Annotated in this window: 19 protein-coding genes; 11 read left to right on the forward strand and 8 right to left on the reverse strand. The window is 62.4% G+C overall.

Annotated features, from left to right (window positions below):
• Positions 1 to 34 precede the first annotated feature (34 nt).
• The 4 genes from F8A10_RS17375 to F8A10_RS17390 all read left to right on the forward strand — a co-directional run bounded on the left by F8A10_RS17375 (position 35) and on the right by F8A10_RS17390 (position 4,556).
• Positions 35 to 1,195, forward strand: a complete 1,161-nt coding sequence (locus F8A10_RS17375; RefSeq protein ID WP_152368015.1) for a substrate-binding protein — start codon at positions 35 to 37, stop codon at positions 1,193 to 1,195.
• A gap of 65 nt (positions 1,196 to 1,260) precedes the next feature.
• Entirely contained in the window at positions 1,261 to 2,094 is an 834-nt protein-coding gene (locus tag F8A10_RS17380) for a branched-chain amino acid ABC transporter permease (RefSeq protein WP_010394738.1), read from the forward strand.
• Positions 2,087 to 3,859, forward strand: coding sequence for a branched-chain amino acid ABC transporter ATP-binding protein/permease (locus tag F8A10_RS17385; RefSeq protein WP_227493473.1), 1,773 nt, complete (start codon positions 2,087 to 2,089; stop codon positions 3,857 to 3,859). Before F8A10_RS17380 ends, F8A10_RS17385 begins: the two co-directional genes overlap by 8 nt.
• Entirely contained in the window at positions 3,852 to 4,556 is a 705-nt protein-coding gene (locus tag F8A10_RS17390; protein ID WP_152368016.1) for an ABC transporter ATP-binding protein, read from the forward strand. Before F8A10_RS17385 ends, F8A10_RS17390 begins: the two co-directional genes overlap by 8 nt.
• A gap of 137 nt (positions 4,557 to 4,693) precedes the next feature.
• Here the strand turns inward: F8A10_RS17390 and F8A10_RS17395 are convergent, their stop codons facing one another.
• From F8A10_RS17395 to F8A10_RS17425, 7 genes are read right to left on the reverse strand one after another with little or no spacing between them, the layout of a single operon-like run.
• On the reverse strand, positions 4,694 to 5,836 hold the full coding sequence (locus F8A10_RS17395; RefSeq protein WP_085502078.1) for a BatD family protein: 1,143 nt from the start codon (positions 5,834 to 5,836) through the stop codon (positions 4,694 to 4,696).
• The gene (locus F8A10_RS17400; RefSeq protein ID WP_029371728.1) at positions 5,830 to 6,441 is read right to left on the reverse strand and encodes a tetratricopeptide repeat protein; all 612 of its coding nucleotides are present in this window, start codon (positions 6,439 to 6,441) and stop codon (positions 5,830 to 5,832) included. Before F8A10_RS17400 ends, F8A10_RS17395 begins: the two co-directional genes overlap by 7 nt.
• Entirely contained in the window at positions 6,438 to 7,307 is an 870-nt protein-coding gene (locus F8A10_RS17405) for a VWA domain-containing protein (protein WP_152368017.1), read from the reverse strand. The genes F8A10_RS17400 and F8A10_RS17405 overlap by 4 nt, the downstream gene beginning before the upstream one ends.
• Positions 7,304 to 8,230 carry a VWA domain-containing protein gene (locus F8A10_RS17410; protein WP_152368018.1) on the reverse strand — a complete coding sequence of 309 codons (927 nt, stop codon included), beginning with the start codon at positions 8,228 to 8,230 and terminating at the stop codon, positions 7,304 to 7,306. Before F8A10_RS17410 ends, F8A10_RS17405 begins: the two co-directional genes overlap by 4 nt.
• Entirely contained in the window at positions 8,227 to 8,556 is a 330-nt protein-coding gene (locus F8A10_RS17415; protein WP_152368019.1) for a hypothetical protein, read from the reverse strand. The genes F8A10_RS17410 and F8A10_RS17415 overlap by 4 nt, the downstream gene beginning before the upstream one ends.
• Complete coding sequence (locus tag F8A10_RS17420) at positions 8,543 to 9,379, reverse strand: DUF58 domain-containing protein (protein ID WP_227493474.1); 837 nt, start codon at positions 9,377 to 9,379, stop codon at positions 8,543 to 8,545. The genes F8A10_RS17415 and F8A10_RS17420 overlap by 14 nt, the downstream gene beginning before the upstream one ends.
• Positions 9,373 to 10,335 (reverse strand): AAA family ATPase, encoded by a 963-nt coding sequence (locus F8A10_RS17425; RefSeq protein ID WP_193668331.1) that lies wholly within the window; start codon positions 10,333 to 10,335, stop codon positions 9,373 to 9,375. Before F8A10_RS17425 ends, F8A10_RS17420 begins: the two co-directional genes overlap by 7 nt.
• 275 nt (positions 10,336 to 10,610) lie before the next feature.
• Here F8A10_RS17425 and F8A10_RS17430 point away from each other — a divergent pair, with 275 nt between their 5' ends.
• The 4 genes from F8A10_RS17430 (at position 10,611) to F8A10_RS17440 (ending at position 12,722) form a co-directional block, all read left to right on the forward strand.
• Positions 10,611 to 10,910 carry a type 2 periplasmic-binding domain-containing protein gene (locus F8A10_RS17430; RefSeq protein ID WP_152368021.1) on the forward strand — a complete coding sequence of 100 codons (300 nt, stop codon included), beginning with the start codon at positions 10,611 to 10,613 and terminating at the stop codon, positions 10,908 to 10,910.
• 256 nt (positions 10,911 to 11,166) lie between these two features.
• Positions 11,167 to 11,451: an FAD-binding protein gene (locus F8A10_RS21570; protein ID WP_264675562.1), complete on the forward strand. Its 285-nt coding sequence runs from the start codon at positions 11,167 to 11,169 to the stop codon at positions 11,449 to 11,451.
• 146 nt (positions 11,452 to 11,597) lie between these two features.
• Positions 11,598 to 12,011: an FAD-binding protein gene (locus F8A10_RS21575; RefSeq protein ID WP_227493475.1), complete on the forward strand. Its 414-nt coding sequence runs from the start codon at positions 11,598 to 11,600 to the stop codon at positions 12,009 to 12,011.
• 354 nt (positions 12,012 to 12,365) lie between these two features.
• Positions 12,366 to 12,722 (forward strand): helix-turn-helix domain-containing protein, encoded by a 357-nt coding sequence (locus F8A10_RS17440; protein ID WP_227493476.1) that lies wholly within the window; start codon positions 12,366 to 12,368, stop codon positions 12,720 to 12,722.
• Here the strand turns inward: F8A10_RS17440 and F8A10_RS17445 are convergent.
• A complete protein-coding gene (locus tag F8A10_RS17445; protein WP_152368023.1) occupies positions 12,719 to 13,150 on the reverse strand; it encodes a MarR family winged helix-turn-helix transcriptional regulator in 432 nt (143 codons plus the stop codon). The genes F8A10_RS17440 and F8A10_RS17445 overlap by 4 nt on opposite strands.
• A 146-nt stretch (positions 13,151 to 13,296) precedes the next feature.
• On the opposite strand from F8A10_RS17445, the gene hmgA reads away from it, so the two are divergent.
• The 3 genes from hmgA to maiA are packed head-to-tail and all read left to right on the forward strand — an operon-like array spanning position 13,297 to position 16,558.
• Positions 13,297 to 14,658 (forward strand): homogentisate 1,2-dioxygenase, encoded by a 1,362-nt coding sequence (gene hmgA, locus F8A10_RS17450; RefSeq protein WP_010394708.1) that lies wholly within the window; start codon positions 13,297 to 13,299, stop codon positions 14,656 to 14,658.
• A gap of 41 nt (positions 14,659 to 14,699) precedes the next feature.
• Positions 14,700 to 15,905 carry a fumarylacetoacetase gene (fahA, locus tag F8A10_RS17455; protein WP_152368024.1) on the forward strand — a complete coding sequence of 402 codons (1,206 nt, stop codon included), beginning with the start codon at positions 14,700 to 14,702 and terminating at the stop codon, positions 15,903 to 15,905.
• Positions 15,902 to 16,558, forward strand: a complete 657-nt coding sequence (gene maiA / locus F8A10_RS17460) for a maleylacetoacetate isomerase (RefSeq protein WP_085502085.1) — start codon at positions 15,902 to 15,904, stop codon at positions 16,556 to 16,558. The genes fahA and maiA overlap by 4 nt, the downstream gene beginning before the upstream one ends.
• Positions 16,559 to 16,564: the final 6 nt, after the last annotated feature.

Genomic DNA, 16,564 nt, shown 5'->3' on the forward strand with positions numbered 1-16,564 from the left:
CGCATAACCAATTGATACAACAGGGAAATGTAAGATGAAAAACGCTAAACCCACCTGCCTTTGCCTGCTGCTTGCCACCGCGCTTGTCAGCGGCCCCGCCCTTGCCCAGGAAGGCGAGCCGATCACCATTGGCGTACCGGTCGGCCTGTCCGGGGCAAACAGCGTTATTGCCCCCGCCGTGGTTCAGGCCACCCAGCTTGCCGTTGAGCAGATCAATGCCAGCGGCGGGATCCTGGGCCGCCCCGTCAAGGTTGTCGTCGCAGATGACGCCTCGGGCGCGGCAGGGGCGCAAACCGCCTATAATACGCTGGTCTTCCAGAACGACGTTGACGTGCTGATTGCGATGGAAACCTCGGCCGCGCGCAACGCGGGCCTTCCCATCGTGGAAGAGGGGGAAAAGCCCTTCATTTATTCATCATTCTATGAAGGCCGCTCTTGCTCACCCAATATGTTCGTCAACGGCTGGGTGCCTGAACAGCAGGTGCCTCCGGTTGTGGAAAAGCTGATGGCGGATGGTGCCAGGAATTTTTTCCTGATCGGTTCGGATTATGCCTTCGGGCGGGGCATGCTCGAGTTCTCGCGCAAGTATATCGAGGATAAGGGCGGCAAGATCGTGGGCGAGGAATACCTGCCGATGGAGGGGTCGGACTGGACCGCGATCCTTTCGAATCTGCGTAGCGCGGGCGCGGATGCGGTCATCACCTCGACGGCGGGCGGAACACCGAACGTGACACTGACAAAACAGCTGCGCGCCTCGGGTATCTCGATCCCCTACGCCAATCTGGCGGTTGACGAAGGCACCGCGAAAGCGATGGGGGCGGATGGTGTGGGCATTCTTATTTCGGCATCATACCTGACCGCAATCGACACGCCCGAGAACAAGGATTTCATCGCGGCTCTGGAAAAGAAATTCGGGGGTGAGATGCGGACCCCGAACGATCTGTCCACCCCGCAATATGAGGCGGTCTATCTTTACAAGGCCGCTGTCGAAAAGGCCGGATCGACGGAAACCGAAGCCGTCCTGGCAGCCTTCCCCGAAGTCTCGTTCAAGGGGCCGCGCGGCGAGATTTCAATGTCGAAACAGCATCATGCTCCCCTCACCATGTATCTGGGGGAAGTACAGGCTGACGGTTCGGTCAAGGTTGTGGCCGAATTCCCGAACGTGGACCCGGGCGACCAGTGCCCTGATCTCTGAGCCGTCCCGTACCGCGACCGTCATACGCGGTCGCGGGCACGCCTGTCCTTCAACGAGGGAACCGCATGGCCCTATTACTTGACATAACAACGACCGCAGCGCTGCTGTTCATCGTCTCTGCCGGTCTGTTCGTCATATTCGGCGTACTCAAGATCATCAATTTCGCCCATGCCGCATGGCTGACCATCGGCGCCTACACAACCGTGGTCGCGACCAGGATGGGGTTCAGCCCCTGGCTGTCGCTGCCGCTGGCCGTTTTCGTTGGCGGGCTGCTGGGCGCGGCCACAGAGATCGCCATTGTGCGCCCGCTTTATCGCCGTTCCCTGGACGCCATTCTTGCGACATGGGGGTTGGGCGTGGTGATCGTCCAGATCATCACCCTGACGTTTGGCCGGGACATGCAGATGCCGCCCGCGCTTATCACCGGAACTGTTGACGTGCTGGGTATGCCATATTCCAGCTACCGGCTGTTTTTGCTGGTCGCTGCGGTCATCATGGGCCTGGCCTTCGTCCTTGTTCTTGAGCGCACGCGCCTTGGCCTGAATGCGCAAGCAGTCATCATGAATGAGACGCTGGCACGCGCATTGGGCATCAATACTTCGCAAGTGCGACTGGTCACCTTTATGCTGGGTTCGGCCATCGCAGCCCTGGCCGGGGTCCTGCTGACGCCCCTTTCCAGTGTTGATCCCACCATGGGCATTTCCTGGCTGATCGGAGCGTTCATGCTGGTCATGGTATCTGGCACCTCGGTCGCAGCACTTGCACTGGCCTGTCTGTGCTTTGGCGCAGCGCAGGTGCTGGTGTCGACATGGATCAGCCCCATCCTTGGCAGCGTGACCGTAGCTGTGCTTTGCGCCGTCGTACTGCGACTTCATCCGAAAGGTTTTGCCCGTGGCTGATCGCGCACATTCCCTTGCCGTTTCCGACCGTATGTTTACCCGTCATGGGACGGGGCTGTTCCTGCTGGGCGCTCTGGCTTTGGCGCTGGTGCTGCTGGGACCGCTGTTTCTGGACCGCTTTACGCAGAATGTCCTGACCCGCTCGATGATCTACGCGATGATGGCGATCACGGTGGATCTGCTGTGGGGCTATACCGGCATCCTGACATTCGGACAGTCCGCCTTTTTCGGTGCCGGGGCTTACGCAACCGCCCTGATCCTGACCCATATCGGCGGAGGCATGCAGAACTTTGCGCTCGCCCTGGCCCTGTCGGTAATCCTGCCAATGGTGCTGGCCGCACTGGTTGGCTGGCTGTCCTTTTACCACAAGTCGACGCCGCTTTACGCATCCGTCATTTCGCTGGTGGTGCCGATCGTGCTGACGCAGGCCATCTTTGCCGGAGGCAGTTTTACCGGCTCTTCCAGTGGGCTGGTCGGGTATCCGGTGATGAAGCTTGGCGCGGCCAATTACTTCCGCCTTGCTGGGGTGGCACTGATCCTGTTTGCTGCTCTGTCCTGGATCATCGTTCGTTCGGATGCGGGGCGGGTTCTCGTCGCCATTCGGGACAATCCCCTGCGCGCGGCTTACCTGGGTATCCGCACCCAAAAGGTGCAGATCCTGCTGATGACCGTGCTGGGTGGAATCGCCGGGCTGTGCGGTTTTCTTTACGCCAATGCCGGGCGCATCGTCGCACCCGAGATTGCGGGCTTTGGTTTTGGTACACAAATGATCGTCTGGACCGCACTGGGCGGCAGGGCCTCGATCTTTGGGCCAGCCCTTGGCGCAATCGGCATCGACTATCTGGGCGCCCAACTGTCGGGCAGCATGCCCTATGTCTGGCAACTGATCATCGGCGTCCTTTTCGTGGCGATGATCCTGTTTGTCCCGCGCGGTCTTGTGGGGCTTCTTCCCCGGCGCAAGCACAGCGGGGCAGCACCGGCACTGGTCGCCCTGCCGGATCAAAGGCAGGAAAGCGGCCGCGATGCGCTGCTTACGGTTTCGGGGCTGCGCAAGGCTTATGGCAATTTTGTCGTGCTTGATGGCATTGATTTGAAGGTCAGACCCGGTGAGCTGATCTCGGTGGTCGGACCAAACGGTGCCGGCAAGACCACTCTGCTGCGCTGCCTTTCGGACGGGACAGAGACTATCGAGGGCAATATCACCGTGGTCGATAAGGACATTGCCGGCCGCCCGCCCGAAGATATCGTCGCACTGGGCATCGGTCGCAAATTTCAGGTCGCAAGTGTCTTTGAAAGCATGACCGTCGCTGAATGTCTGCGCCTTGCACGCACGACCCATGAACGGCCCAGCCTGTGGCATCGCGCCTCGACGATCGAACTGCCGTCAGCCGCGCTGGAGATCCTTGCGCTGACGGGCCTGAACAAGAAACTGGGCGAACCGGTCAGCGGACTTTCTCACGGGATGCGGCAAAGCCTGGAGCTGGCGATGGTCGTCGCCATGCAGCCCCGGCTGATCCTGTTGGACGAGCCTACCGCAGGTCTGACCAAGGCCGAGCGGACGTTGATCGGCGAGGTGTTGAAGCGACTGACGCAAAACCTGGGCTACGCCGCGATCCTTATCGAGCATGATATTGATTTCGTAAAGGAAATCTCGCAGCGGCTCGTCGTGCTTCACCAGGGTCGACTGGTGATGGATGGCTCTGTCGAAGAGGTCGTGAACTCAGAGCTTGTACGCTCGATCTATTCGGGGATGGCCCATGACTGACAACAGGCTGACGATCGAGGCCCTGACATCTGGCTATGGCGAGACCGATATCCTGCAAGGGGTTGCGCTGACTTTGTGCCGGGGCGAGATTCTTGCCCTGATGGGGCGCAATGGCATGGGCAAAACCACGCTGCTAAAGACCGTGATGGGCCTGATCCAGACGCGCGCGGGCCGCATCATGCTTGATGGCAGCCCGGTCGACGGCAAGCCGCCCGCCTGGCTTTTGGCGCATGGGGTGGGATATGCGCCGCAAGAGCTGCCCTTGTTTCAGGACCTCTCGATCCGTGACAATCTGCGACTTGCTTTGCGTCATGATCGCGATCTGGCCAAGGCCTTGCAGAATGTTGGGCGCAGCTTTCCCTTTCTGCTTGAACGGTTGGAACAGTTGGCAGGCACCTTGTCTGGGGGTGAGCAAAAGATGCTCATCCTGGCGCGCGCCCTGATGAACGAACCCGATCTTTTACTGATCGACGAAATCTCTGAGGGGATACAGCCCAGCGTGGTTCAGCGCATTGCAACCGCCCTGAAGACCGAGCGCGAACGACGCGGGATCAGTATTCTGGTGGTCGAGCAGAATCTTGATTTCGCACTCAGCGTGGCGGATCGCTGGGCGGTCATGAAGTTGGGTCAAATCGTCGACGAAGGTGCCTGCAACGCCGAGTCGAGAGAAACGGTGCTAAAGCATCTGAGTATCTGAGGGCCTGATCCGCCTGATCGTTTGTGTATCGGCCACCGGACGTTTTGCGACCCGGTGGTCAGAAACCCTGAAAGATCGGCCGCAGGCGCTGACCGTGGTTTGGACCCAACCGAGAGGATTACCAAACTGTCGCCAACCTACGCGCCGATCCTCCTCAGGAAATCGCGCCGGTCGAATGTACCGGCTTGCCTGCCGGAGAACAGTTCTTCGTCCAGATCGCGCAGCGGCCTGGGGTTGACCGTCCGGCCCAACCGGACCTCGGCCATGACGAATGCTTCGGCTGCGGCGCGCAAAGCCATCAGATCGCCAGTCCGCGCGGCCTTTCGCAGGGCGCGCCCCTTGGGGTTGGGCAGCAGGCGGCGTATCTGAGCCACCAGACGTCCGGGTGCGGGCGCGCGCCCGACCAGTGCTGCGACCATCCCAACAACCAGCCCCGCCAAGGCAAAGGCACCCATCTGAACGGCCATTGTCCGTGATGAGAACGCCTGCCCGCCAATATTGTTGCCAAAGCCCGCGATCCCGATCTCGACCGGCAGGGTAACAGCACCGCGCATTTCGCGGATCTGGGTGTTGAACCAGGGAAAGCGCAGCGGGGTCAGCGAACCGGTTTCGCCGGTATGCGGGCGCAGCGTCCACTCCCACACGGCGACCGCGACCGGACCTTGCGCCGTCAGCCGCGTCTCTCGCAGCTCGGGGGCGGCAAAGCTGATCAGCCATGGTTCGCGGATTGTCGGGCGTGCAGGTAACAGATGGGCCATGCTGCCCTCAGCAATCAGCGTGATCCGCCGGGTAAAGGATTCGGACGGGCCAAGCTGCGAGGGATTGGCCGAAAACTCATCCCTGACCGTCACATTGCGGGCCGCCAACGCCCGGCCCGAGCCGGGATAGGGTGTCACAGCGCGCGTCACAGGCTGCGCCTCAACATTGACTGCGATCCGGGACGTACCTTCGGCCTTGGTCAGATGATGTGTAACCGGTCCAATGGTCAAAGTGCCGGCATGACGTGGAAAGACGGCGACCCTCCGCTCAAAGACGCGATAAAGGGTGCCGTCCACCCGTTCATCCACCCACCGGTCACGGGCGGTTTGCACCCAGTCATAGGCGGGGGAGTCCGGGAAAACCATCTTTTCCAGCGTGACAGAGCCGGTGTATTCGCCGCGGATGGTCACGGGGATCATCTCGCCGACCACAGGACGCATCTCGGGTATGAGCAGGCGCAGACTGTCCGACATTGCTGGCAGCGTCGTCAAAAGCAACAACAGCAGCGCGCGGATCACCATGGCTCAGCCTCCCGCGGCCGGATAAGGCCTTGGCCAAGGCGGCGATCATATTCCGATTTCAGACGCAGCTTAAGGAACTCTCCCGGATCATCCCTGATGGTGGCCAGCCAGTCGTCACTTGCAACGATCCCGCCCGCATCAACCTTGCGCCGTGTTTCGGGGTCCTGAATATCCCCCGAGGACTGCTGCATCTCTTCCCCAGGTCCAAGGCCCCCATAGCCACGGATGCGCCCCGGGACCACGCTTTCACCGCGGGCTGGCGGATACATCGCGCTGACCAGGTCGCGGTTGTGGCGCGCCTCGGCGTCAGCGGGGTTAGAGAACAGAACCGCATCGAAATAGGCCACAGACAGCGGATAGTTCCCAATGGCAGCAAGGCTAAGCCCGCGATTATAGGTCTGGCTGCGCCCCGAAGCGGCAAACGCCTTATCTGCACGGTCATATTGTCCCGCGCGATACAGCGCGACGCCCTTTTCGACGGGATCTGACAGCAATGGCACGGCAAGCCCCGGCATTCCGCCCAGCAGGGCCAGCCGACCCAGCGCCTGGGGTCCGGCCAGGGCAAGGCAGATGATGCCGGCGGTCAACAGGACAGGTATTCTCATGCCAGCCTCCGGAAACGAAGCAGCAAAGACAGCAGCGCCAACAGCGCAAGCCACGGTCCCAGATCGTAATACTGCTGCGAGCGAAGCGCCGGGTCACGATCCAACCCCGAAGAGGCCAGCGAGCGAGCCACCCGATAGGGGTCGTCAAAGCGGGCGACAGGGCCGTTGGCGATCGTCCGCAGCGCCTCGGGATCCGAGGGCGGATTGCCCGCGACTGTCAGCGCCGAAATCCGCACCCCGCCGGATTGCAGCCGCGCGGCCTCGGCCTGCGCTGCCTGATCAATGCCGCCGCCATCCGAAATCAGCACCAGATCCGCCCGCCGCAACCCGCGCAGCAATTGCCCTGCCATGGCCAGAGCGGCAGCGGGATGCGAACCTTCGTCGGGCATGGTTTCCGCGTCCAGCACCGCGATCTGGGTCTCAAGCGTCGCGGGGTCTTGGGTCGGGGCGGCGATCAGGTAGGCCTCGCCCGCATAAAGGATCAGCCCGACTGGACGGCCCGCAAGCTGCGCCAGCAACCCTGCTGCGGCCGCCTGCGCGTCCTTAAGCCCCGGCCCATCAGCGACCGAAGAAGACATGTCCAGCGCAATCACGACCGCATCGCTTTGGGCAAAGACCGGCGCCTTGGCCCGCTGCACTGCAGGCCCGGCAAGCCCCAGCATCAGCGCGGCAGCCCCGGCCAAAGGCAGGTATCGCGCGCGGTCCGTACCCGCGCCAAGCTGACCCAGTGCCGCCATGCCCCGTCGCATATGGGGTGGCAGCACAGCTTGCCAGCCGCCCGCATCTGGTCCGCGCCGCCAGATCGCCAGCGCAAGCAGGACCAGCGCAGCAAGGGCCAGAAGCCACAGGGGGCGCAGCAGGATCATTCGCGCCTCCAGCAGATCAGCATCATCAGGATCAGCGCCACCGCGCCCGGCCAGAACCACAGCGAATGCCAGTAACGCATTGGCGGACGCTCGGCCGGGTTCGGCTCAAGCTGATCCAGACTGGCGGCCATCGCCTCAAGATCGTTCATGTCACGCACACGAAAGGCGGTGCCGCCGCCAAGACTGGCCACTTCGCGCAAGGCTTTCGTATCTACCGCGTCGCGGGAGTTAGGCTGGTTTTCCAGATCTTCGGGACCAAGCGCGATGGTATGAATGCGGATACCGTGGCTTGCCGCCAACCGGGCCGCATCGGCCGCGCGCACCTTGCCCGTGGTATCGACACCGTCCGACAGCAGAACGATAACCCGTGTCGGCGCCTCGCTGGCGGCAAGCCGCTTGATCGCCAGGCCCAGCCCGTCCGATATTGCCGTTCCGCGCCCCGAGATCCCGATCTGGGCCTCATCGACGGCACGTGCGACAGCGTCGACGTCAAAGGTCAGCGGCTGGGCGAAATAGGCACGGTCGCCAAAGATCGCCAGCCCGATCCGGTCCCCCCGCCGCGCTGCGACAAAACGCGAGGCACTGCGTTTAACCGCATCCAGCCGGGAAATCGGCTGACCGTCGAGGTGGAAATCCTCTTTCCGCATACTGCCCGACAGATCAATGGCCAGCACGATATCGCGTCCCGAAGCAGGCAGCATATCGCTGGTTCGGCTGACCTGAGGCCCTGCAATCGCAATCACCAGCAACACCCAGGCCAGCCCGGCTGGCAACCAGCTGCGTCCCGCCCGTCTTTCAGCGGTGACGCCTGCGAAAATATGCTCGGGCACCCGCAACCCGGTCTGCACGGACGCTGGCGGCAGCAAACGGATCAACAGCGGTACGGGCAAAAGCAGAAAGGCCAGCGGCCAGGCAAAGCTCATTCGCGGCTCCTTGCCAGTCGCTCGATCTCATCCGCTGGGGGCATGGGCGCCGCACCATAAGCCGCGGGGCGCAGTGCCCGTGGCAGGCGGCCAAGAATGCGGGCGATGACAAGCAGCCGCTCTTCGGGCTCTAGCCCGCGCGTCGCGCGAATGCGGGTGCGGACTGAGCGGCGATGCGTCAGGATCGGTGAAAGCAACCAGATCAGCAAAGCCCCGGCCAGAAGCCCCAGACCGAACAGTGCCACCGCCTCGCGCCAGCCCAGCACCAATGTCGAGGGCGGCAGGCGGCTTGGCGACAGTGCAGCGATCAGTTCAGCCCGTGTCATCGGGTGAAACCGCCCGGGCTTTGGCGCCAAGGCTGTGCAGATGGGCAAGCAAGGCCCCGCAGTCCAGCGGGGACAGCCGTCCATGGCGTGCGGCATGTCCGTGGCGCACCGACAGCGCCGTTCGGGGCGGAGAGGTCTCGGCAGGATCAAGGATCACGTGCACGCGTATCACCCGCCCCCGCGCCAGTTGCGACAAGGCTGCGTCAGCCCCGGCCAACCCGTCGGGGCCGGTCGCCAGATGCACCTGCCCGCCCGGCGGGACCATGCGCCGTGCCTGAACCAGCGCCGTCGCAAGGCTGGACTGACCCGATCCAAGGGCCAGCGCCGCATCATGGGCCTGCGCCATGGCCTGAGACAGCGCAAGCATTTGGGGCGTGCCCGTCCCTGCGGACAGCAACGCCGGTGCCCCCTCCTTGACCGCCATCAGCGCGACCGACGCCCCTTGTGCCACCGCCTGCCAGCCGATCCGGGCCAGCCACCGCGCCGCCCGGACCGAGCGTAGCGCCGACCCCGTGCCCCATAGCATCTGATGACGAAAATCGACGATCAGCAGCCTCGTGTCATCGCGATCCTCATGAAAGCTGCGGACATGAAGCTGACCCGTCCGGGCGGTTGCTCCGGGATCTATGCGGCGCTGGTCGTCCCCCTCGGCAAAGGCCCTGATCTCGCGCAGGTCCATGCCCTGACCTGCGACCCGCGCCGGAATTGCTCCGGGGCGCGCACCCGCAGGACGGTGTCGGGCGGGCCTGAACGCAGGACGCAGCGCAATCAGTTCTGCAGCGGTAAGACGCAGCCCCGGATGGTCCAATGCGGCTGCTACCATGGCCGCACCTTGCACAGGATCTCGGCAATCAAGCTGCGGCCATTCCACCCTTCGCTGGCGGCCTGCCAGTTCGGGATCAGGCGATGGGCCAGGGCATCCTCGGCCAGATCCTCGACGTCTTCGGGCAGCACATGATCGCGCCCATGCAGCCAGGCACGGGCACGCCCGGCGGCAGCCAGGGCAAGCGTGCCACGGGGCGAGACGGGATGTTCGATCCGGTCTGCAACCTCACCCCCTGCGCGGGTTGCCATCACCAGCCGGACGATAAAGTCCTTGAGTGCCGGGGCCAGATGGATCCCGGCAACTGCCTGCCGCGCGGCATGGATGTCAGCATCGGCAATCACCGGCTGAATGGCTGACACGGGCGTCAGTGTCTCGGCCTCGACCAGATCAAGGATTGCCCGCTCGGCCTCAGCCCCCGGCATGTCCAGAAACAGGTGCAGCAGAAAACGGTCCATCTGCGCCTCGGGCAGCGGAAATGTGCCTTCATGCTCGATGGGGTTTTGCGTTGCCACCACCATGAATGGATCAGGTAAGGGCCTTGTCGTGCCGCCAGTGGTCACCTGATGTTCAGCCATCGCCTCTAGCAAGGCTGACTGTACTTTTGGCGGCGCGCGATTGATCTCATCGACCAGCACCAGCGAATGAAACAGCGGGCCGGGCACGAAATCAAAGCCGCCCGTATCGGCGCGGAAAACCTGCGTGCCGGTCAAGTCCGAAGGCAGCAGGTCAGGCGTACACTGAATGCGTGCGTGTTTGCCGGGCAAATGCGAGGCAAGCTGCTTGACCGCACGGGTTTTGGCAATGCCGGGCGGCCCCTCCAGCAGCACATGCCCCCCGGCAAGCAAGGCGATCACCAGCCGTTCGACCATCTGGTGATGGCCGATCAGCCCTGCTGAAACCTCGCTCACCAGCGTGGCAACGGGATTTCCGGCAGGCCTGTCCAGTTGGTTCATCATCTCTCCCCCGCCACGAGCTTCACATAAACGGCTATGCCGGACGAGCCTCCTCCCCGCGAAGTAGCACTAAGGGACTAACCCAAAGGCCATTTCGCAGGTGACCTGCAAGCGGCCGGAATGGCAGAGGGTTTGGCAGATCGGCGGCGGGTCGGTCATGAACGCGGGGCTTTCAAGGCCCAGAATTTTTGCTGTCCGCCAGTATTCAGGCGCGAGAACTTCCGCGCAATTCTGCACAGATTTTGCGCCATAGGGCGTTGATCCCGGCGTGTCCTGTGCTTGATCGTGATTTCTGGGCCAGCCTTTCACCGCAGGACTGGCGCGCCATTCTGGATCGGACGGGGCTTGCGCTTGCCCGGTCTCAGGTGGCTTACCAGCAAGGCGTGGCTTCGGCGCCGAAGGGGGGCGGGGGTCGCGGGGTGATCGTCTCGGACGCGTCGCCCGCAATTGAGGCCAGGCTGAAAGAGTTCCAGGACGGGATGTTGGCGGGACTGACCAAACGTACGATGAAACAGCGCGGCATCGACGATCCGACCCCGGTCATCGACGAATATCCGGCACTGGCCCGCAAATGATCCGAACTGCTGGAAGGGGTTGATCGCAACGATATCGAGGCCATCGCACGCCTCGTGCATAAAGATCTATGCCAAGGTTGATGACACCATCTTTGGCGTGAACTGATCCAGCCCTTTTGCCTTAGCCTATCCACTGCATACCAACTGGCAAATCACGACTTCTCAAACACTTCCGACCGCAATCGGAGCCGGCGCAGGCTCAGGCATAGGGCGGGCGATTGCGCATCGTCTGGCTGAGGACGGCTATCCGCATGATGTGGCGCGCCGGGCGCAAAGCTTTGACCATGTCAGACGCGGCCTGCTGCATTACTCGATGTCGCCGGTTTCCGGCACGGGCGGCGGGATCGCCGCGGCCGCGGCCTTCGGTGCGAATTTTGTGGATACGAACCCTAACGGCGGTTTCTGGCCCCCGGTTTTGCTGCTGCGCAATGCTGATGGATCAATGCGGCCGTTCCCGCATCTGTTTCTGGATCGCGCCAAGACCGGCGTGATCGCTGTTGGCCATGATGGTCGACGCTTTGTCAATGAGGCGTCAAGCTAGCATGATTTCGTACAGCGCCTGATAGCCAAGCTTTTAGCCGAGGGGCAGAAATCCGCCCGGTTGATTGCCGATCATCGGGCGATCCGGCGTCATGGGCTGGGCGCGGCGCATGCGTTTCCGGCGCGTTTTGGCCCCCATACCGCCAGATGCCCGAGGGGCTGGCCCGGCAATGTGGTATCGCTGCCCCGGCGCTGATCGAAACTCTGACCCGATTCAATGAGGCTGCAGCCCGTGGCGAAGGTCCCGAATTCGGCAAGGGATCGACCAGCTATCAGCGCTATCTGGGCGATGCCGAACATCGGCCAAACCCCTGTCTGCGCCCGCTTGAGGGGCCGTTCTATGCCGTCGAGATCTACCCCGGCGACATCGGCACCTCGATGGAGCCCGACATCACGGCAAAGGGTGAGGTCAGGGACAGGCAAGGCAAAGTCATACCCGGCCTTTATGCTTGCGGGAACGGTATCAACTCGATCATGTCCGGTGCTTATCCCGGCCCGGGCAGCACCTTGGGTCCGGGGCTGACCTTTGGATATGTCGTCGGGCAATCAGCGGCTGTGTAAAGGGCGGCAGGCCTAAACTGTCATCACTCGCAGGTCTCATGCCGGGGCTTGCGAGTGATGTTGCAGGCCTGTCACCGAGCCGTCGCAATCGGCTGGTTTCATAAGCGGTGGCCTTGCCCGGATTTGTCCGCGCTTGCGACAAGTTGACCAGCGGCGGGAGCCCGGCGGCTCGCCGGGGCATGAAAAGATCAGTCCGCATGCGACGGACGAACTTTCCAAGAAAACATTTTGCGGGTGTGTCATGCGTATCGGGACCTTTTTCCCTTATCAGCCAGCTGTGGTGGCCGGGGCTTTTCGCGCCAGCTTGTTGCCGTTTATGGACACAAGCACGTTTTCCCGCGCGAGGAATGGCGGTTGCCGTTTCTGCTGAAAGATGCCGGTTCGCTGGATTCGCTGCGACTGTCTCAGCGTACTTTGCCTGACAAGGTGCAGGTCAGCCGTGCGGCATCGCGGCCAGAGGAAAAGGGTCTGATCACGCACTCGGTTCTCGGCTCGGAGCGCCGCTCGCGCAATCATGCCATCACTGATGCGGGGCGCGATCTGTTCAGCCGCGCCTTTGGTGCTGTCGAGACGCGGGCGAACCAGATACTCAACGCGATGTCTGCTGCGGATCGGGGCGCGCTGGCGCAGGGCATCGCTGAGGTGGATCGGTCCGGATCCGGGGCGGCCAGCCCATCTTCGCGCCTGGGCCAGATGCAGCAGACGGGCTAGTCAGCGCCACCTTTCGCGATGATTTTGGTCAAAGCCCGGTCTATTCCCTCGGCATCTGAACCCAGCTCTTTCAGCAGCTCGGCTTGAAAATCCTCGGCGACGCGGGTCAGGCGGGTCATCAGGGCCCGACCTTCGGCGGTCAGTTCCAGCACCACCAGTCTGCGGTCGGTGTCGTTTTCCGATTTGCGCACCCAGCCCGCCTCTTGCAGGCGGGAGGCGGCACGGCTGACCATCGACTTGTCGAGGTTCACCCGGACGTTGATGTCGCGCACACTGACCGCGCCCGAGTGGTACAGATGCGCCAGCACCCGCCATTCGGGGACAGTCAGTCCCGCCTCGGCTGCATAGCGGCCGGCAAAGCGGCGGCTGACCTGAGCAGCGGCAACGCTAAGGCGATAGGGCAGGAATTGATCAAGATTGAATGCCATATGTGCTGCTTCTCCTTGATGGGCAGGACAGCAGAAAGCCGTTGCGTTCGCAACAAGGAACAATGAAGGCGCAGATATCAGTTGACATCGTTGCTGATGCAACGGCATATTTGTTGCAATAGCAATGATCTGACAGGGAGGAGAATATGACCCGGCATCCACTGCCTCAGGGCATGACCCGCGCTACTGTCGTCACTGGCACCCATGACGGTTACATGCCGGGCTTTGGCAATGATTTCGAAACCGAGGCGTTGCCGGGCGCATTGCCGCAGGGTCAGAACAGCCCGCAGAAATGCGCCTATGGACTTTATGCCGAACAGCTTTCCGGCACGGCCTTTACCCGCCCGCATCCCGAGCGGACCTGGTGCTATCGTATCCGCCCCTCGGTTCGCCATACCGGGCGTTTCGACCCGATCGAGCTGCCCTATTGGCAGACCGCGCCGAACGTGCTGCCCGATATTGCCAGCCTCGGCCAGTATCGCTGGGACCCGATTCCGCTGCCGGGTTCGGATCAGGATCTGACCTGGCTGACCGGCATGCGGACCATGACGACGGCGGGGGATGTCAACCTGCAGGTTGGCATGGCAAGCCATGTCTATCTGGTCACGCGCTCGATGCAGGACGAATATTTCTTTTCCGCCGATGGTGAGTTGCTGGTCGTGCCGCAAGAAGGACGGCTGCGCTTTTGCACCGAACTGGGCGTGATCGACGTCGAGCCGAAAGAGATCGCCATCATCCCGCGCGGTCTGATCTTCCGGGTCGAGGTGCTGGAGGGGCCATGCCGCGGGTTTGTCTGCGAAAACTACGGCCAGACCTTTACCCTGCCGAACCGCGGGCCAATCGGTGCGAACTGCCTTGCCAATCCGCGCGACTTTAAATGCCCTGTCGCGGCTTTCGAGGATCGGGAAACCCGTTCGCGACTGGTGGTCAAATGGTGTGGCCGCTTCCATGAAACCTGGATTGACCACAGCCCGCTGGACGTTGTCGCCTGGCATGGCAATTACTGCCCTTACAAATACGACCTGCGCAGCTATTCCCCGGTCGGTGCTATCCTGTTCGACCATCCTGACCCGTCGATTTTCACCGTGCTGACCGCGCCTTCGGGGCAAGAGGGGGTGGCCAACATCGACTTCGTGTTGTTCCGCGAACGTTGGATGGTGGCCGAACACAGCTTCCGCCCGCCGTGGTACCACCGCAACATCATGTCCGAGCTGATGGGCAATATCTACGGCATCTATGACGCCAAGCCTCAGGGCTTTGCCCCGGGCGGGATCAGCCTGCATAACTGCATGTTGCCCCATGGCCCTGACCGCGACGCGTTCGAGGGGGCCAGCAATGCCGAACTGAAACCCGAAAAGCTGGACAACACCATGTCCTTTATGTTCGAGACCCGCTTTCCGCAGCATCTGACCGCATTCGCCGCGAACGAAGCGCCGCTGCAACAGGAATATATCGAGGTCTGGCAACAGCTTGAAAAGAAATTCGACGGTACGCCCGGCATCAAGTGACGCCGTCGCGGCAATCGGAAAATCATAGAAGGAGGCCGGATTTGGCTTTGCTGCGGTCCTGGGTGGAAAGCGCCAACGGGGCGGATTGCCCCTTTCCTCTAAACAACCTGCCTTATGGCGTATTTTCAACCACCGGCACTGCGCCGCGCTGCGGGGCGGCTATTGGCGATATGATCGTCGATCTGGCTGCCTGCGAGGCGCTGGGGCTGCTGGATGCGGGGGGAACATTCTCGCAGCCGCAGCTTAACGGGTTCATGGCGCTGGGGCGGGCCGAATGGGACAGGGTGCGGGCGCGTCTGACCGAACTTCTGGCCGAAAACTCGGGCACTCAGCTGCCCTTGGTCCCAATGGCCAAGGCACAGATGCATCTGCCGATCCGTGTGACCGGGTTCACCGATTTCTACGCCTCGAAAAACCATGCCTTCAATGTCGGGGTGCTGTTTCGCGGTCCTGAAAATGCCTTGCCGCCGCAATGGACGCATATGCCCATCGGCTATAACGGCCGGGCCTCTTCGGTCGTGGTCTCGGGAACGCCGATCCGGCGGCCGATGGGACAGATTCGCGGAGAGGCGGGCCCGGATTGGGCGCCGTGCAGGCGGCTGGACCTTGAGCTTGAACTGGGCGCCATCGTCGGTGCGGACAGCACCATGGGCGAACGGGTCAGCGTCGAAAAAGCAGAAGCGATGATCTTTGGCTATGTCCTGCTAAACGACTGGTCGGCGCGGGATATTCAAGCTTGGGAATACCAGCCGCTTGGTCCGTTTCAGGCCAAGGCGCTTGGTACGACCATCGGGGCATGGGTGGTGACGCAGGCAGCGCTGGAGCCGTTCCGCAGTCCCGGGGCCGAGCGGGTGAACCCGCTGCTGCCCTATCTGCAAGAGGCCCGGCCGGGGTTTTATGACCTGCAGGTCGGCTGGACCATGAACGGGCAGGTGATGGGGCGGACGAATTACAACGTCATGTATTATTCCAGCGCCCAACAGCTTGCCCATCACAGCAGCTCGGGCTGTCCGCTGCGGGTGGGGGACCTTCTTGGCTCGGGTACGATCTCGGGGCCAACCCGGGACGCAACCGGGGCGCTTCTTGAGATGACCGAGGGTGGCAAGACTCCGGTCATGGTCAACGGTGCGCCGCGCACTTTCATTGAGGACGGGGATGAGATTGACCTCTTTGCCCATGCCCGGGGCGACGGCTATTGCATCGGCTTTGGCCCGTGCACAGGCAAGATCCTGCCTGCGAAACCATGAGCGTCGTACTCTATGATTACTGGCGCTCATCCGCATCCTGCAGGGTGCGGATTGCGCTGGCGCTGAAGGGCATCGCCTATCAGCGGGTGCCGGTCGATCTGCTTTCCGGTGCGCAGCGGGACGCTGAACATCTGGCGCGGAACCCGCAAGGGTTGGTGCCGGTGCTTGAAACAGATGGGCTGCGCCTGACGCAATCACTGGCGATCCTTGAATATCTTGAGGAAACCCGGCCTGAGCCGCCCTTGCTGCCCCAAGACGCCAAGGCGCGGGCACATGTTCGGGCATTGGCGCTTGCCGTGGCCTGCGAGATTCACCCCATTTCGAACCTTGGAGTTCTGGCGCGCGTCGGGGATCTGGCCGGACCCGGGGCACGTGCCGCATGGAACCGTGATAACATTGCCCGCGGCCTTGAAACGATTGAGCGCTTGCTGGACCATCCGGGTTTTACCGGGCGTTTCTGCTATGGCGATCAACCGGGGATGGCCGATTGTGTGCTGATCCCGCAGCTATATAACGCCAGCCGCTGGGGGGTAGAGTTTCAGCATCTCTCGCGCGTTGATGCGGTTTTGGCGGCATGTTCGGCATTGGAGGCGTTTCAGGTCGCCATGCCTGAAAAGGCCCGGCAACAGGAGGTCTGCACCTCCGCTATCTGACGCTTC

Origin of the sequence: Paracoccus kondratievae, assembly GCF_009301415.1 — a bacterium.
In the GTDB taxonomy this organism is placed as follows: domain Bacteria; phylum Pseudomonadota; class Alphaproteobacteria; order Rhodobacterales; family Rhodobacteraceae; genus Paracoccus; species Paracoccus kondratievae.

What these genes read in the sequence shown, in the direction of transcription:
- maiA (WP_085502085.1), top strand. Translation starts at nt 15,902, where the DNA reads ATGAGCGTCGTACTCTATGATTACTGGCGCTCATCCGCATCCTGCAGG.
- F8A10_RS17375 (WP_152368015.1), top strand. Translation starts at nt 35, where the DNA reads ATGAAAAACGCTAAACCCACCTGCCTTTGCCTGCTGCTTGCCACCGCG.
- F8A10_RS17395 (WP_085502078.1), bottom strand. Translation starts at nt 5,836, where the DNA reads ATGGTGATCCGCGCGCTGCTGTTGTTGCTTTTGACGACGCTGCCAGCA.
- F8A10_RS17400 (WP_029371728.1), bottom strand. Translation starts at nt 6,441, where the DNA reads ATGAGAATACCTGTCCTGTTGACCGCCGGCATCATCTGCCTTGCCCTG.
- F8A10_RS17405 (WP_152368017.1), bottom strand. Translation starts at nt 7,307, where the DNA reads ATGATCCTGCTGCGCCCCCTGTGGCTTCTGGCCCTTGCTGCGCTGGTC.
- F8A10_RS17410 (WP_152368018.1), bottom strand. Translation starts at nt 8,230, where the DNA reads ATGAGCTTTGCCTGGCCGCTGGCCTTTCTGCTTTTGCCCGTACCGCTG.
- F8A10_RS17425 (WP_193668331.1), bottom strand. Translation starts at nt 10,335, where the DNA reads ATGAACCAACTGGACAGGCCTGCCGGAAATCCCGTTGCCACGCTGGTG.
- F8A10_RS17415 (WP_152368019.1), bottom strand. Translation starts at nt 8,556, where the DNA reads ATGACACGGGCTGAACTGATCGCTGCACTGTCGCCAAGCCGCCTGCCG.
- F8A10_RS17380 (WP_010394738.1), top strand. Translation starts at nt 1,261, where the DNA reads ATGGCCCTATTACTTGACATAACAACGACCGCAGCGCTGCTGTTCATC.
- F8A10_RS21575 (WP_227493475.1), top strand. Translation starts at nt 11,598, where the DNA reads ATGCCCGAGGGGCTGGCCCGGCAATGTGGTATCGCTGCCCCGGCGCTG.
- F8A10_RS17445 (WP_152368023.1), bottom strand. Translation starts at nt 13,150, where the DNA reads ATGGCATTCAATCTTGATCAATTCCTGCCCTATCGCCTTAGCGTTGCC.
- F8A10_RS17390 (WP_152368016.1), top strand. Translation starts at nt 3,852, where the DNA reads ATGACTGACAACAGGCTGACGATCGAGGCCCTGACATCTGGCTATGGC.
- F8A10_RS17420 (WP_227493474.1), bottom strand. Translation starts at nt 9,379, where the DNA reads ATGGTAGCAGCCGCATTGGACCATCCGGGGCTGCGTCTTACCGCTGCA.
- hmgA (WP_010394708.1), top strand. Translation starts at nt 13,297, where the DNA reads ATGACCCGGCATCCACTGCCTCAGGGCATGACCCGCGCTACTGTCGTC.